We start from the raw sequence: 14,839 nt of genomic DNA, 5'->3' as shown, positions 1-14,839 counted from the left end.
ACGTGGGCCGGTGCCACGGACAGGAGCCGCACCGGGCCGGCGGCAGGGACGGTGCGGGCGGGGGCCACCGCGGTACGGACCGCGGTGGCCCCCGCCCGCACGTCACACCGACCGGTGGTACTGGTCGGGCACCCGCACCTCCCCGCCGAGCGCCCGGGCCGCGTGCTGGGCCCAGGACGGGTTGCGCAGCAGTTCGCGGCCGAGGAGGACCGCGTCCGCCTCGCCGTTGGCGACGATCTTCTCGGCCTGTTCGGCGTCGGTGATCAGGCCCACGGCCGCGACCGGCATCGGCGTCTCGGCCTTGACCCGGGCGGCGAAGGGCACCTGGTAGCCGGGGCCGGTGGGGATGCGGACGGAGGCGTTGCCCCCGGTGGAGACGTCCAGCAGGTCGACGCCGTGGGCGTGCAGCTCCCGCGCCAGGCGCACGGTGTCGTCCGCCGTCCAGCCGTCCTGCTCCAGCCAGTCGGTGGCGGAGACGCGGAAGAACAGGGGCTTGTCCTCGGGCCAGACGGCGCGCACGGCGTCGACGACCTCCAGGGCGAAGCGGGCGCGGTTCTCGAAGGAGCCGCCGTAGGCGTCGGTGCGGTGGTTGCTGTGCGGCGAGAGGAACTCGTGGATGAGGTAGCCGTGGGCGCCGTGCAGTTCCACGACCTCGAACCCGGCGGCGAGCGCGCGCCGGGCCCCGTCCACGAACTGCTGGACCACGTCGCCGATCTGATCGATCGTCAGCTCGTGCGGTACCGGGTGGCGTTCGTCGAAGGCGACCGCGCTCGGCGCGACCGGCTGCCACCCGCCCTCCGCCGGCGCGAGCGGGGTCCCGCCCTTCCACGTCCGTTCCGTCGACGCCTTGCGCCCGGCGTGGGCCAGCTGAACGGCCGGGACGGCGCCCTGTTCCGTCAGGAACCGGGTGATCCGGCGGAAGCCCTCGACCTGGTCGTCGTTCCACAGGCCCAGGTCGTACGGCGAGATGCGCCCCTCGGGGCTGACGGCGGTGGCCTCGGTGATGATCAGGCCGGTGCCGCCGGTCGCGCGAGCGCCGTAGTGGGCGAGGTGCCAGTCGGTGGGAACGCCCGTCGCGGGGCCCTCGGGGGCCGCCGAGTACTGGCACATGGGAGTCATCCACACGCGGTTCGGGATCGTCACGTCGCGCAGTGTCCAGGGCTCGAAGAGCGCACTCACGGAAAACTCCGTTCGTCGGGGTGCCGGTGTCCTGTCGTACGGTACTCGTCGTACTACGGGAGATGTCAAACTACGATGGACCTCGTACGATGGGGGACCCCGAGGAAGTGGAGCCACCGTGACCACCGCAGCGTCCGCCCCCGTCCCCGCCGCCGGCGGCCGCGATCTCCCGCACCCGGCGCCCGGGGAGATCCGGCTGGAGTCGGTGCTGCACGCGCTCTCGGACCCGATGCGGCTGCGGATCGTGCGGGAGCTCGCCGTCGAGGGGGACGAGCTGTCCTGTTCCCAGTTCGCCCTGCCGGTGACCAAGTCCACGAGCACGCACCACTTCCGGGTCCTGCGCGAGGCGGGCGTGATCCGCCAGGTCTACCGGGGCACGGCGAAGATGAACGGGCTGCGCAAGGACGACCTGGACGAGCTGTTCCCAGGGCTCCTCGACCGCGTCCTCACCGCCGCCGAGCGGCAGGCCCTGCGCCTCGGGGACGGCTGAGCCGGCTCCCCGGGCCGTCCGAGGCACCCACCCGCGGATGCGTGGCGCAGCCTTCGGCCGCTTCCCCGGCGACCTCAGTCGTGCCGCCGGTCCGCGCCCGCCCCGCCGATCGCCGCGCGCAGCGCCGCCCGGTCCGGCAGCTTGACCGGGCCGCCTCGCCCCAGCGCGGCCCCGAGCGCCGCCTCGGCGCGCTCGATGTCCAGCCAGCCGCTCCACTCCACCGGCTCGGCCCCCGCCGCCCGCAGCAACGGCAGGGGATCCGCCGGCACCTCCCGGCGGACGAGCGCCGGGGCGTCCGCGAGGAGCGAGGCGGCCGTCTCCTTGGCGCAGGGCCGGTTGGTGCCGATGACACCGGTGGGCCCGCGCTTGATCCAGCCGGCCACGTACTCGCCCGGCGCCACCGCCACTCCGCGCAGCACGCGGCCCGCCCGGTGCGGCACGGTCCCGCGCGCGGGGTCGAACGGCAGCCCCTCCAACGGCACTCCGCGGTAGCCCACCGACCGCAGCACCAACTGGGCCTCGATCTCCTCGAACCGGCCCGTGCCGGTCACCCCGCCGTGCCCGTCCGGCGCCGTCCGCTCGAACCGCACGGCGCCCACCCGCCCGTCCCGGGCGAGGAGTTCGACCGGCCGCAGGAAGAACCGCAGCCGGATGCGCCGCCGCGCCGCTCCCGGCGGCCGCGCCGCCCAGCCCCGCAGCACCTCGACGTTGCGCCGCTGCGCCGCGGGCAGCCCGGAGGGCTCGGCGGCATCGGGATCGAGCGTCAACTCGGCTGCTTCCACGACCGGTTCGGTATCCGGCAGGGACCCGAGCTCGCGCAGTTCCTTGGTGGTGAAGCGCGCCTGGGAGGGGCCGCGCCGCCCCACCATGTGCACCGTGTCGACCCGGCTCGCGCCCAGCGCGGTCAGTGCCGCCTGCGGCATGTCGGTGGCGCTCAGCTCGGCCGTGCCCCGGGCCAGGATGCGGGTGACGTCCACCGCGACGTTGCCCACCCCGACGACCACCGCCGACCGGACGTCGCGCAGGAAGCCGTCCGTGACCGCGTCCGGGTGGGCGCTGTACCAGGACACGAACTCGGTCGCCGACCAGCTGCCCGGCAGGTCCTCACCGGGGATGCCGAGTCGCCGGTCGGTCGCCGCGCCCACGCAGTACACGACCGCGTGGTACAGCTCGCGCAGCCGGGCCACGGGCACCCCGCCGGCGCCCACCTCGACCCCGCCGAGGAAACGCACCCGCTCCTCCTCCAGCACCGTGCGCAGCGTGTGCTGGAGGGACTTGATCTTCTCGTGGTCCGGGGCGACGCCGTAGCGCACCAGCCCGTAGGGGCACGGCAGTCGGTCCAGGACGTCGACGCGTACCTCGGGGTCCTGCTGGAGCAGACTCTGGGCGGTGTAGACCCCGCTCGGCCCGGAGCCGACCACGGCGACTCGCATGGCCCCAGCATCGCACCGCGGGCGCCCCGCCGACAGGGGTACCGCACGCACCGGCCGCACGTGTCACCCGGCCGGCGGCACCCCACGGGCAACGGGGCCCGCCCGAGCAACGACGCCCGACCGCCCCCAGCCCTCAGCCCTCAACCCCCAGCCCTCAGCCTCACCGCATCGTCAGCATCCGCTGGATCTCCGTGGTCTGCTGGGCGACCACGTCGTCCGCCATCTCCTCGATCCGCAGGTTGTTGCCCTGGGCCTTGACGTCCGTGGCCATGGTGATGGCACCCTGGTGGTGGGTGATCATCAAGGTCAGGAACAGCTGGTCGAACGCCGCGCCCCGCGCCGCCCGCAGCCGTGCCAGCTGTGCCTCGGTCGCCATCCCCGGCATCGCCGCGTGGTCGTGCCGGCCGGGCGTCCCGTCCTTCTTGTACGACGTCAGCCAGCCCCGCATCGACGTGATCTCCGGCCCCTGCGCGGCGGCGATCCGGGACGCCAGCCGCTTGACGTCGCCCGACGCGGCACGGGTGGGGACGAGCGCGGCCATGTCCAGGGCCTGCTGGTGGTGGACGATCATCATCCGCGCGTACGCCACGTCGGCCGCGTTGGGGGTGTCGTCCTCGGCGCGCTGCTGGGCCGCCTCCTGGGCGGAGAGGGTGCGGTTCCCCTCCCCGGGCGCCCCCGGGACGATCACCGAGGGGCCGCTCCCGCCGGCCGGTTCCGGACCGGCGTCCGACGCGGAGTCGCAGCCCGCGAGGGCCAGGGCCAGGGCGGCGGTGACGACCAGGGACGCACGGCGGAAGAGCACAACGACCTCCTGGGGCGGGAGACTTGGTGGTCCGTCAGGACCGACCGTCAGGACCCGTACCTGTCCTGTGTGTCACCTGTCGAAAAGTTGTGGGATGAACGCGTTGCCATCTGTTGGCTTGAGCATGACTAAGACGATACTGCGGAGGACCGTGATCCGTTCCCCGTGAACGGCAACGAGGGAGGAAGCAGTGACCCTGTTGAACGCATCCCGAACGCGGCACAGACGACTGGGAGTCGTGGCGGCCGGGGCGGGCCTCCTGGCCGCCCTGCTCACCGCCTCCCCGGCGGGCGCCACCCCCGACCCGGGGGACGCCCCCACCGCCGACAAGGCGGTGTCCGCCCGGACGCAGGCCGACGCGGCCGAGGCGATCGCGGCCGGCGAGATACCCGGCCAGGACGAGATCGTCCACTCCGCCAACCTCGAGCACCTCGTCAACATCCCCAAGGACGCCCTCACCGGCATCAACTCCGACCTCGCCTTCCAGGGCCGGTACGCCTTCGCCGGCAACTACGACGGCTTCCGCGTCTTCGACATCAGCAACCCGAAGGCGCCCAGGACGATCGCCCAGGTGCTGTGTCCGGGCTCGCAGAACGACGTCTCCGTCTCCGGCGACCTGCTCTTCCTGTCCACGGACTCCTCGCGCAGCGACAGCAGTTGCAACAGCACCACGCAGCCCGCGACCGAGAAGTCCTCCTGGGAGGGCATGAAGGTCTTCGACATCAGCGACAAGCGCAACCCGAAGTACGTCGCGGCCGTCGAGACCGCGTGCGGCTCGCACACCCACACCCTGGTGCCCGAGCGGAAGAACGTGTACGTCTACGTCTCCTCCTACTCGCCCAGCGCCAGTTACCCCGACTGCCGGCCGCCGCACGACGGCATCTCCGTCATCAAGGTGCCGCGCAAGGCGCCCGAACAGGCGGCCGTGGTCAACTTCCCCGTCCTGTTCCCCGGTGAGGGCCCGGACGGCGGCGGCAACCCGGGCGCGCCCACCAACCCCGGCGTGTCCAAGACGACCGGCTGCCACGACATCACCGTGCTGCCGGAGCAGGACCTCGCGGCGGGCGCCTGCATGGGTGACGGCATCCTGTTCTCCGTCAAGGACCCGGAGCACCCCAAGGTGATCGACCGGGTCCAGGACAACGTCAACTTCGCCTTCTGGCACTCGGCGACCTTCAACCAGAAGGCGAACAAGGTCGTGTTCACCGACGAGCTGGGCGGCGGCGGAGCCGCGACCTGCAACGCCGCCATCGGCCCGAACCGCGGTGCCGACGGCATCTACGACATCGTCGGCAAGGGCGACAAGCGCAAGCTCGTCTTCCGCGGCTACTACAAGATCCCGCGCGAGCAGGCCGACACCGAGAACTGCGTGGCCCACAACGGCTCGCTGATCCCGGTCCGGGGCCGCGACATCATGGTCCAGGCCTGGTACCAGGGCGGCGTCTCCGTCTGGGAGTTCACCGACTCCGCCCACCCGAAGGAGATCGCCTACTTCGAGCGCGGCCCGCTGACCACCGACGCGCTCAGCGTGGGCGGCTCCTGGTCGGCGTACTACTACAACGGCTACATCTACTCGAACGACATCGCCAAGGGCTTCGACGTCCTGAAGCTCACCGACCGCCGCACCGACCCGGCCCAGCGCGTCCGGCTGCCCGAGCTCAACGTCCAGACCCAGCCCGACTACTTCGACTGAGCCCTCGACTACGGCGACGGAGCAGGCCGCGGCTGTTCCCCGGGCCGCGTGCCGGTCGCGAAGTACCGCGACAGGTCCGTCTCGCACGTCCCGCCGGGCGCCTCGACGTCCGGCGGGACACCCAGCTCCCAGTCCAACCCGTAGCGCCGGAACAGCTCCGCGCGCATCGTCGCGAACGACATCGGCACATTGGGCAGGACCATCGCGAACACCGCGCCCATCAGCAGCGAGCGCATCATCGGGTAGTCGGCGTCGACGTCCCGCGAGCCGTGCCGCACCACCGTCTCGCGCAGCAGCTCCGCCAGCCGCCGCTGCTCCGGACACTGCACGAACCCCTCGGTGTCCAGCAGCCCCGCCATGTGCTGGCGCATCAGGACCGTGCGGTCCCGGGCCAGTCCCAGTACCGCGTCGATGGCCCGGGCCATCCGTTCCCGGCCGTCCTCGGTGTGCGGCTCGCGCTCCAGGGCCTCCTCCAGCGTGCGGTGCATCAGCCGGTGCACGGCCGACTGGACCAACTGGCGCTTGCCCGGGAAGTAGTACGAGACCAGACCGCGTGCCGAGCCGGCCCGGTCCGCGATGTCGGCCAGCGTCGTGGCGTCGTAGCCGCGCTCGCCGACCAGCTCCAACGACGCCTGCAGCAGCCGCTCCCGGGAGCGCCGTCGCAATTCTTCATTGACCGATGCGCTGCGCGGGGACATGCTGGACTCCTGCGTTGATTGGCTGCCAGCCAATATACTCAACGCATGCCGGTCGGCCCCCTGGGGCGCACGACCGGAATCCGCCTCGGACGACACGGGGGATCGTCCGAGGCGGACCCTTTCCACCCTGAAAGTTGGCTCAGGCTACTTTCGTCCCGGGGCGCCGGTCGAGGATCTCGGAGATGGTCGAGCACGAGCACACGCTCCGGTCGGACCTCGCCGCCGGGCGCATCGACGGCGACACCGAGCGGCAGCGGCTGGCCGAGCTGGAGCGCGCGCTGGACCAGTGCTGGGACCTGCTGCGCCAGCGGCGCGCCAAGAGCGAGTACGGGGAGAACCCCGACGAGGCCCGGGTGCGCCCCTCGTCGCAGGTGGAGGACTACCGGACCTGAACGGCCCGCGGCCGGGGGAGCGGTCGGCCCGCGCGGGGCGCCGTGCACCGCGGCGGACCACCGGGGCGCCATGCACCGCGGCGGGACCACCGCCACGGCCCGGCGTCAGCCGAGCGCCGCCGCCAGGTCAGGCACCGGGCGCAGGGCGTCCGGGCGAAGGCGCGCGGGCAGGTGGTCCACGAAGTGCACGGCACAGCCCAGCGCCGCCGTGCCGCCGTCCGCCCGCCGGTTGTCGCCCACCATCAGCGTGCGCCGCGGGTCCGCGCCGAGCGCCTCGCAGGCCACCCGGAACAGCCTCGGGTCCGGCTTCTGCACGCCGTGCTCGTACGACAGCACGTAGGCGTCCACATGCGCGTCGAGGCCGTGCGCGCGGAACACGGGGCGCAGGTCCCAGCCGATGTTGCTCACCACGCCGACGCGGATGCCGCGGTCCGTGAGCGCCCGCAGCACCTCGGCGGCGTCCGGGTACGGCGCCCACGCGGCCGGGCTCATGTGCCGTTCGTACAGGGCGTCGTAGAGCGCCGGGTCGGGCAGCGGCACCCGGCGGGCGAGCCCGGTGAACGCCGCCCGGTGCAGCGCGGCGCTCTCGTCGCGCCGCCGCCACAGTTCCGCCAGTTCCTCCGGGACCCGCTGCGGGGGCGCGCCGCCGGGCAGGGCCCCGGCCGCCTCCAACGCCCGCGCCGTCTCCTCCAGTTCCGCGTCCGGGAGGGTTGCGCCGGCCTCGTCCAGGGTGGCCCGCAGCCAGGAACCGGCGGACTCGGTGCGGAACAGCGTGCCGGAGAAGTCGAACAGGACGGTCGCCATGGCACCGATCCTAGGATCAGGTGATCGCGTGCGTGGCCCGCTTCCTCCAGGCGCACGGGCGCACGGGCGCACGGGCGTCACGGCCGGGTCGGACGCACCGGCTGCCACCGGTGGTGCGCGGTGATCGCCGCCGCCACCAGGGTCGCGCCCAGCAGCCAGCCGCCGAGCACGTCCGACGGCCAGTGCACACCGAGCCACACCCGGGTCAGGCCGACGCCGACCACCGAGACCACCGCCAGCGCCACCGCCGTGCGCCACAGCGCAGCGGGCGGGTCGGCGCGGTGCAGCAGCCACAGCAACAGGCCGCACACCACGGTCGCGGTCAGGGCGTGCCCCGACGGGTACGCCCCGAAGTGGGCGGTGTCCACCGGGTCGGGCCACCAAGGGCGGGGGCGGCCGACCGCGGCCTTGAGGCCCTGCTGCACCAGGGTGCCGAGTGCCGACACGGCCACCAGCCAGCAGGCCGTCCACCAGGCCCCGCGCCGCCACACCAGCCACACCGCCACCGTCGCGCCCAGCAGCCGCATCGTGTTGGGGTCCCACACCCAGTCGGACAGGATGCGGAACACGTGGGTGACACCCGGCTCGTCGACCGCCCAGCGGTGCGTGGTGCGGGAGATGGCGCCGTCGACGGACATCAGCGGCTCCCATCTGACGGCCACCAGCACCAGCAGCACCAGGGAGCACAGCGACAGCAGCACCGTGGCGCGGACGGCCGTACGGGGCACGGGCGGACGGGGCGGGGCGTCGACGGGCGGGGTGCTCATGCAGCGATCCTCGCCGAAGGGCGGGGCGGAAGGCCAACCCGGACGGCGGTGCCGGCGGGGTCGTCACACGGCGGGGGCCGCCTGTTGGGGCAGGGTGCTGAGCACGTGCACGTCCGACCCGCGGGCGGCCTACGCGTCCCGGGCGCCCCGGCCGGTCGAATCGGCGACCGGCCCCGCCAGCGTCCAGCCGGCCGCGGCCACCTCCGCGTGCACCTCGCCCTGGGTGACCGGCTCGCCGCAGTGCGCGCAGACCGGACGGAGGCCGAAGTCGTGGTCGTGGTGCCGCAGCTTCATCGGCGGGGCGGTGGTCAGCCAGCGGTCCCCCCAGCGCAGCAGTTCGCGGATGACGCCGAGCAGGTCGCGGCCGGCCTCGGTCAGGTAGTAGCCGTCGTGGCGCGGCTCGTCGGGCAGCGGGCGGCGCTCGAGGACGCCGTCGGCGACCAGGCTCTTCAGCCGGGCGGACAGGCGGTCCGTGGGGGCGCCGGTGTTCCTGGCGATCTGGCGGAAGCGGTGGTTGCCGAACGTGACCTCGCGGACGGCGAGCAGCGACCAGCGGTCGCCCACGACCTGCAGGGTGGCGGCGATCGAGCAGGGGCGGCCGGGGACCTCGTACGGGTCGGTGCGTTCAGTGGTCACGGTCCGAGTATCGCGCGCGGGCTTTGGATGTCAAAGCTTGAGCAATGTCGGACCCCGCTCCCGTAACGGTTTGAATTTCAAACCGTGCCGTGCTTCGCTGACCCCCATGAGTCCATCGGTTTGGTTTTCACATCAACGCCTGGCGTCGATCGTCATCCTGCTGGCCGTCTTCATGACGAACCTCGATCTGTGGATCGTCAACGTGGCGCTGCCCGCCATCGGCTCGTCCTTCGCTTCCTCCTCCGGAACAGCGGCCACCCTGAGCTCCTTGTCCTGGGTGCTCAACGCCTACGCCATCGCCCTCGCGGCCCTCCTCGTCGTGGCGGGCCGCCTGGGCGACCGGATGGGGCAGCGGCCGGTGTTCCTCGCGGGCGTCACCGTCTTCACCCTCGCCTCGCTCGCCTGCGCCCTGGCGCCCGACCTGGGGACCCTGGTGGCGGCCCGGGCCCTCCAAGCCGTCGGCGCCGCCGCCCAGTTGCCCACCTCCCTGGCGCTCCTGCTGGCCTCCGTGCCGGCCGAGCACCGCACCCGCGCCACCCGCAACTGGGCGGCCGTGGGCGGGCTCGCCGCGGCCGCGGGACCCGTCGCCGGCGGACTGCTGGTCCAGGTCGACTGGCGCTGGGTCTTCGTCATCAACCTCCCCATCGGCATCGCCACCGTGGCCGCGGGGCTGCGCGTCCTGCCCTCGACCGCACGCAGGGAGAAGGGGCGACTGCCCGACCTGACGGGCGCCGTGCTGATCACCCTCGCGATCGCCGCCCTGTCCGGCGCCCTGGTGCAGGCACCGGACTGGGGCTGGCTGGACACCAGGAGCCTGGCGCTGTTCGCCCTCGCACTGGCCGGTGCCGCCGCCTTCGTCCGCCGCTCGCTCCGGCACAGCCACCCGCTGTTCGAACTGCCCCTGCTGCGCCTGCCCCAGTTCGGTGCCGCGAGTGCCGGCACCTTCGCGTTCGGCATCGCTTTCGCGATCATGCTCTTGTCCAACGTCCTGTGGTGCCAGGAGATCTGGCACTGGAGCGCCCTGCGCACCGGTGTCGCCATGGTCCCCGGCCCCGCCCTGGTCCCCGTCGTCACCCTGCTCACCGCGCGCTCCGCGCAGCGCCGGGGACACGGGCCGCTGGTCGCCACGGGCGGACTGCTCTTCGCCGCCGCCATGCTCTGGCGTACCTGCTTCGCCTCCCTCGACGCCGACTACTGGCGCGACCTGCTGCCCAGCCTGGTCCTCGGCGGCGTGGGGGTCGGGCTGACCCTCGGCACCCTGGTGGCCGCCGGCGTCAGCTCCCTGCCCGGCCACCGGGCGGCCACCGGGTCGGCCCTGGTCAACTCCGTGCGCCAGATGTCCGCCACGGTGGGCGTCGCGCTCCTTGTCGCCATCGTCGGCACGCACGTCGGCCCGGCGCAGCGGCAGGACTTCCGTGTCGCATGGGTGGTCGCGGCGGCGCTGAGCATCGCGACGGCCGTCGTCGGCGTGCGGCTCACCCGCAGCTCCACCCGCACCCGCTCGGCCACCGCCCCGGCGGAGGCCCCGGCCGCCGCCCCCCTCGCCGAGCCGCGCTGACCGGTAACCGGTCGCCCGCACACCCGCCGGAGCGATCGCCGCCAAGTGGCGCCCCTGACGCGGCTTCCGGAGAGCCCGGCCCTCTGGCGCAGCACCCCGGTGTTTCAGCCCAGCACCCTCAGCGCCGGCACCAGCGTCACCAGCACCGGGAGCGCGGGGACCAGCGCGGCCGTCGCGGTGAGGCCGAGCCTGCGCGTCGCGGGGAGGCGGTCCTGGGGTGCCAGCAGGCGCCGGACGCGCTCCGGGACGTACGCCTGCGGGGTGGGGGAGGGGCCGAACACACCACGGTCCTCGTTGAGTTCGACGAGGGCGAGGGCCGTGGTCAGCCGGCCGTGGCGCCGGGAGGCCATGTCGTCGGCGGCCAGCTCGACCAGGCGGTGCATCTCGTCGCGGAACGCCGCGAACACCGGAACCTGGGGGAACCCGCTCGCCAGCGCGGTCGAGCAGTGCAGCAGCCAGTGGTGCCGAGCCGTCGCGTGCCCCTGCTCATGGGCGAGGACGGCGTCCAGCCGACGCCCCTTCAGCCGGCGCAACGCGGCCGTGGTGACCACCAGTTGGGGCGCCGACCCCGGCAGCCACCAGGCGTCGGGTCGCTCGCCCTCCAGCACGACCAGCCGCCCCGCCTGCGGCTCCTCTCCCGGCAACAACGGGGCCCGCAGGCGGAGTTCGGCCTGTCGCAGCCGCAGCCCCCGCCGGGCCCGGGCGACCTCGCGGACGAGCATCGCGCCGCTCCACAGCCCGGCGCAGAACAGCGCCACGGCGATCGGGGCGGCCCACGGACCGGGCGCGCCCAGGGCGTACGCCTCCACGACTCCGGGCGGCGCGGGCGCGAACACGTGCCCGCGCACCGCCTGCCAGGCGGCCGCGGCGCAGAGGGTCATCGACAGCGCGCAGCACAGGAGCACCGCCGCCACCACGCACTGCCACGCCCAGAGCGCGACCACCGGTTCGCGGTCCGGCCAGTCGGCCCGGGCGAGCAGCCGGGGAGCCACGACGGCCGTCACGGCGGCGAGCAGCAGCAGGACCGCGGGGACCATCATGGGCAGCACCCTATGAGCGGCCCACCTCCCGGCGGTACGGCCTTCCGCGGTGAAGTGACGCACTCCACGCGCCCCACGCGTCCCACGTGCCGCGACACGGAGGGCAGCCCTCGCGGCAGGCCCGCGTGACCCCGCCTCACATCGTCAGCAGCATCGCCAGCATCCCGATCCCCATCGACAGCCGGCACGCGCGTGCCAGCTCCGGCCGGTCGCCCCAGCGCGGGGCGCCGACGCCGGTACGCCCCCCGCCTGCCGACGGCACCGCGGTCACGGCCGCGCCCGCCGGTACGGGGATCAGCCGCGCGCCGGTGAGAAGGACGTAGCCGGTGAAGTAGGCCAGCAGCGCGCCGGTCAGCACCGGGACGCCGGAAGCCCCGTGCACGTGGCCGTGGGCCCCGGCGGGGGAGGCGGCCATGGTGAGCGCCATGTAGATCATCGCCGCCGTGCCCACGAGGTGGTGCAGGTGGTGGGCGCTCCGGCGGGCCGCCCACAGGGCGCGCAGCGCCGCCGCGCCGAAGACCGCGGTGTAGGCCGGCCAGGCCCAGCCCGGCGGCGCGAACACCGCGGCCGGCACGGCCATCGCGGCCATCCCGAACCCCATCAGCGCCTCGCCGCCCGCGGCCCGGCGCTGCTCCTCGACGCCGCTGCGCATCCGCAGCAGGCAGTAGGTCCCGGTCACCGCGCACAGCGCCACCAGGAGCCAGCCGGGCGAAGCCGGTCCGTGCACGCGCACCTCCCCGCTCGACGGTCGCTCGTCGGTCCGCTCCAGGGATGCGATGCCCGAGGCACGCGGCGCGCACGCAAGCGCAGAGGTGTACACGGGGAGCATTCGACGGAGCACGCGCGGTGAGCCGCAGGTGGGTCACCTGCGGACAGCTCGGCCCCCAAATGTTTCACTGGTAAAACACCTGTTAAGTTGGGTGCATGTCCCCGCGCCGTCTCCCCTCTCCCGGTACCCCTGGCCGACTCCCGCTCGTGGGCGTGCTGCGGCTGGGCCGGCCGTCGCCGATCTGGTTCAAGCCCGCCCTGAGCGTCGTGGTCGCGGTCGCCCCGCCGAACCTCACCCTCCTCGCGCTCGGCCGCCTCGACCTGGCGATGTACACGATGGCCGGCTCGCTGTGCGCGCTGTACGCCCACAATCGCCCGTACGCCGCCCGCGCACGCACCCTGGTCCGGGTGGTCCTCGGGATCGTCGCCGGGCTGGCCGTGTCCCTCGTCGCCGCCTCGCTCACCGCGAACGCCGTCGTGCTCGTCACCGTCGGCGCGCTGCTGGCCGCCGCGCAGAAGACCCTGTGCGACGCGACCCGCGTGGGGCCGCCCGGGAACGTGGTGCTCACCTTCATCAGCTCCGCCGCCCTCTTCCTGCCGCAGACCCTCGGCCAGGTGCCCGGCCACCTGGGCCTGGCCCTCGCCGCCGGCGCCTGGGCGTGGCTGGTCGGCATGGCCCCGGGACTGCTGCGGCCGCACGGCCCCGAGCGCAGGGCCGTCGCCCAGGCCCTGAACGCGACCGCCGGGTACGTCCAGCGCCACCGGGAGGCCCCCGACGCGGCGGACGACCCCGGGCCGCGCGCCGCCCCAGCCGCCGCCGTGCAGGCCGCCTGGCAGACGCTGCTCGCCCCCGGCGCCCGCACCGACGCCACGCGCCGCGCCCTGGAACGGCTGGTGGTCCGCGCCGAGGTCGCCCTCGCCGCCCCGGCCGACACCGACCCGGAGCGGCTGCGCGCCTGGTCACGCGATCTGCGCGGCACCGCGGCCGTCCCGCACCCGGACGACCTGGCCGACGACGACGAGATCCTCGGCGTCGAGGCCGAACTGGCCGCAGAACGCCGCCCGTGGGCCGGCCGCCTCCGCCACCTCGCGCCCCTCGCCGCCCGCACCGCGCTGGGCTGTGCCCTGGCCGGCTACGTCTCCCTGGCGCTCGGCGTGGGACGCCCGTACTGGGCCCTGGTCACCGCTGCCTCCCTGTACCAGGCGAACCTCGCCCTCACCTGGAGCCGGGCCGTGCAGCGCGTGGTCGGCAATCTGATCGGCGTCCTCGCCTTCGCCGCGCTCGTGCCGCTCGCCCACCTCCACCAGGCGGTGCTCGTCCTGTGCTGCCTCGCCCTCAACTTCGGCGCGGAGGCCCTGATCAGCCGCAACTACTGGCTGGGCAGTGTCTGCGTGACCCCGATGGCGCTGCTCATCACCGAGTTCGCCCACCGGCAGGACTCCGGCGAGCTGATCACCGAGCGGGTCGTGGACACCGTCGTCGGCGCTTTGGTCGGCTTCGTGGCGGCGCTCGTCGTCACCAACCGGAGGGCGGGCGACCGCCTCACGCAGGCCCTGAGTACCGCCGAACGCGCGCGTGAACGCGCGGCCCGTCTGCTCGCCGAGCCCGCGCCGGCGCCCGCCGCGCTGGAGGCGGCCCGCCGCTCACTGACCGCCGCGCTGACCGACCTGCGCACCACCGCCGACGCCGCCTCCGGCGAGTGGTGGCAGCGCGCCCTGCCGCAGGAGAGGGTGGTGGCGGCCGAGCGGTCCGGACACCGTACGCTCGCCGCTACGGTACGGCGCCAGGGCCTGCTCCTGGCCCGGGACACGGACGGCGGAGCGGAGGACGTACGGCGATGACGGCACCCCAGGTGGCCAGGGCGGGGAGCACGGCCGGGGCGGACACGGCACGGACGGGCACCGGCCGCAGCACGGGCACCGGCACGGGTACTGACGCGGGTACTGGCACCGGTGTCCGCGCGGGTACCGACAAGAGCACCGGTACGGGCACCGGCACCACCACCACCACCGGCACCGGCACCGGCACCGGCACCGGTACCGGCCAAGGCACCGGCACCCCCGCGGCCGCCCGGGACACCGTCGCCGGCGTCGTCCGGCAGTGGCGGGAGGTGCATCCCGAGCTGGACACCGGCCCCATGGAGGTCATCGGCCGGGTGAACCGCTGCGCGGCCCTCCTCCAGCAGGCCGAGGACGCCCCGCTGCACCGGGCCGGGCTGAGCCGCGCCGAGTTCGACCTGCTCGGGGCGCTGCGCCGCACCGGGCACGAGCTGACGCCCGGCGAACTGGCCCGGGAGACCTTCTCCTCGGGCGCCGCCGTCACCAAGCGCGTCAAGCAGCTGACCGAGCGCGGCCTGGTGGAGCGCCGGGGCGACACCCGGGACCGGCGCGTGGCCCACGTACGCCTCACCGAGGCCGGGCGGGCCCTGGTCGACGGCATCCTGCCCGAGCAACTCGCCTACGAGAAGGCCGTGCTGTCCGCGCTGGACGACGACCGGCAGGGGGAACTCTCCGGGCTGCTGGGCGAGTTGCTGAGCCGCCTGGAGGGCCACATGCAGGGCCTGCGGCCCTGAACGGCG

The 14,839-nt window shown here is 74.3% G+C and carries 15 protein-coding genes; 6 read left to right on the top strand and 9 right to left on the bottom strand.

Going from position 1 to position 14,839, the window contains the following annotated elements:
* Positions 1 to 102: 102 nt before the first annotated feature.
* On the bottom strand, positions 103 to 1,179 hold the full coding sequence (locus E4U91_RS04675; protein ID WP_137305434.1) for an NADH:flavin oxidoreductase/NADH oxidase: 1,077 nt from the start codon (positions 1,177 to 1,179) through the stop codon (positions 103 to 105).
* A gap of 118 nt (positions 1,180 to 1,297) precedes the next feature.
* On the opposite strand from E4U91_RS04675, the gene E4U91_RS04670 reads away from it, so the two are divergent.
* Positions 1,298 to 1,669 (top strand): ArsR/SmtB family transcription factor, encoded by a 372-nt coding sequence (locus E4U91_RS04670; protein ID WP_137305432.1) that lies wholly within the window; start codon positions 1,298 to 1,300, stop codon positions 1,667 to 1,669.
* A gap of 74 nt (positions 1,670 to 1,743) precedes the next feature.
* On the opposite strand, the gene E4U91_RS04665 is transcribed toward E4U91_RS04670, so the two are convergent.
* Positions 1,744 to 3,102 (bottom strand): FAD-dependent oxidoreductase, encoded by a 1,359-nt coding sequence (locus tag E4U91_RS04665; RefSeq protein WP_137305430.1) that lies wholly within the window; start codon positions 3,100 to 3,102, stop codon positions 1,744 to 1,746.
* Between the two features lie 160 nt (positions 3,103 to 3,262).
* Positions 3,263 to 3,904, bottom strand: a complete 642-nt coding sequence (locus E4U91_RS04660) for a DUF305 domain-containing protein (protein WP_137305428.1) — start codon at positions 3,902 to 3,904, stop codon at positions 3,263 to 3,265.
* Positions 3,905 to 4,094: 190 nt separating this feature from the next.
* On the opposite strand from E4U91_RS04660, the gene E4U91_RS04655 reads away from it, so the two are divergent.
* Positions 4,095 to 5,597, top strand: coding sequence for an LVIVD repeat-containing protein (locus tag E4U91_RS04655; protein ID WP_137305426.1), 1,503 nt, complete (start codon positions 4,095 to 4,097; stop codon positions 5,595 to 5,597).
* Between the two features lie 8 nt (positions 5,598 to 5,605).
* Here the strand turns inward: E4U91_RS04655 and E4U91_RS04650 are convergent, their stop codons facing one another.
* Complete coding sequence (locus E4U91_RS04650; protein WP_137305424.1) at positions 5,606 to 6,295, bottom strand: TetR/AcrR family transcriptional regulator; 690 nt, start codon at positions 6,293 to 6,295, stop codon at positions 5,606 to 5,608.
* Between the two features lie 134 nt (positions 6,296 to 6,429).
* On the opposite strand from E4U91_RS04650, the gene E4U91_RS04645 reads away from it, so the two are divergent.
* Entirely contained in the window at positions 6,430 to 6,687 is a 258-nt protein-coding gene (locus E4U91_RS04645) for a DUF2630 family protein (protein ID WP_277755273.1), read from the top strand.
* A 105-nt stretch (positions 6,688 to 6,792) separates the two neighbouring features.
* Here E4U91_RS04645 and E4U91_RS04640 read toward each other — a convergent pair whose 3' ends face one another.
* The 3 genes from E4U91_RS04640 to E4U91_RS04630 all read right to left on the bottom strand — a co-directional run bounded on the left by E4U91_RS04640 (position 6,793) and on the right by E4U91_RS04630 (position 8,894).
* The gene (locus tag E4U91_RS04640) at positions 6,793 to 7,491 is read right to left on the bottom strand and encodes an HAD family hydrolase (protein WP_137305420.1); all 699 of its coding nucleotides are present in this window, start codon (positions 7,489 to 7,491) and stop codon (positions 6,793 to 6,795) included.
* Positions 7,492 to 7,568: 77 nt separating this feature from the next.
* Positions 7,569 to 8,258 carry a phosphatase PAP2 family protein gene (locus E4U91_RS04635; RefSeq protein ID WP_137305418.1) on the bottom strand — a complete coding sequence of 230 codons (690 nt, stop codon included), beginning with the start codon at positions 8,256 to 8,258 and terminating at the stop codon, positions 7,569 to 7,571.
* A gap of 129 nt (positions 8,259 to 8,387) precedes the next feature.
* Complete coding sequence (locus E4U91_RS04630; protein ID WP_137305416.1) at positions 8,388 to 8,894, bottom strand: winged helix-turn-helix transcriptional regulator; 507 nt, start codon at positions 8,892 to 8,894, stop codon at positions 8,388 to 8,390.
* Between the two features lie 106 nt (positions 8,895 to 9,000).
* Between E4U91_RS04630 and E4U91_RS04625 the strand changes: the two genes are divergently transcribed.
* Positions 9,001 to 10,452 (top strand): MFS transporter, encoded by a 1,452-nt coding sequence (locus E4U91_RS04625; RefSeq protein WP_137305414.1) that lies wholly within the window; start codon positions 9,001 to 9,003, stop codon positions 10,450 to 10,452.
* A gap of 104 nt (positions 10,453 to 10,556) precedes the next feature.
* Here E4U91_RS04625 and E4U91_RS04620 read toward each other — a convergent pair whose 3' ends face one another.
* Together E4U91_RS04620 and E4U91_RS04615 are read right to left on the bottom strand one after the other, a co-directional pair.
* Positions 10,557 to 11,492: a M56 family metallopeptidase gene (locus tag E4U91_RS04620; RefSeq protein WP_137305412.1), complete on the bottom strand. Its 936-nt coding sequence runs from the start codon at positions 11,490 to 11,492 to the stop codon at positions 10,557 to 10,559.
* A 136-nt stretch (positions 11,493 to 11,628) separates the two neighbouring features.
* Positions 11,629 to 12,219: a DUF5134 domain-containing protein gene (locus E4U91_RS04615; RefSeq protein WP_137305410.1), complete on the bottom strand. Its 591-nt coding sequence runs from the start codon at positions 12,217 to 12,219 to the stop codon at positions 11,629 to 11,631.
* Between the two features lie 197 nt (positions 12,220 to 12,416).
* Between E4U91_RS04615 and E4U91_RS04610 the strand changes: the two genes are divergently transcribed.
* Both E4U91_RS04610 and E4U91_RS38405 read left to right on the top strand, forming a co-directional pair.
* Positions 12,417 to 14,102 (top strand): FUSC family protein, encoded by a 1,686-nt coding sequence (locus E4U91_RS04610; RefSeq protein WP_137305408.1) that lies wholly within the window; start codon positions 12,417 to 12,419, stop codon positions 14,100 to 14,102.
* Positions 14,103 to 14,371: 269 nt separating this feature from the next.
* Positions 14,372 to 14,833, top strand: a complete 462-nt coding sequence (locus E4U91_RS38405; protein ID WP_137310663.1) for a MarR family winged helix-turn-helix transcriptional regulator — start codon at positions 14,372 to 14,374, stop codon at positions 14,831 to 14,833.
* Positions 14,834 to 14,839: the final 6 nt, after the last annotated feature.

The sequence above is a fragment of the Streptomyces lasalocidi genome (genome assembly GCF_005280215.1).
GTDB lineage: Bacteria > Actinomycetota > Actinomycetes > Streptomycetales > Streptomycetaceae > Streptomyces > Streptomyces longwoodensis.
This window is presented reverse-complemented; position numbering and strand designations above follow the sequence as displayed.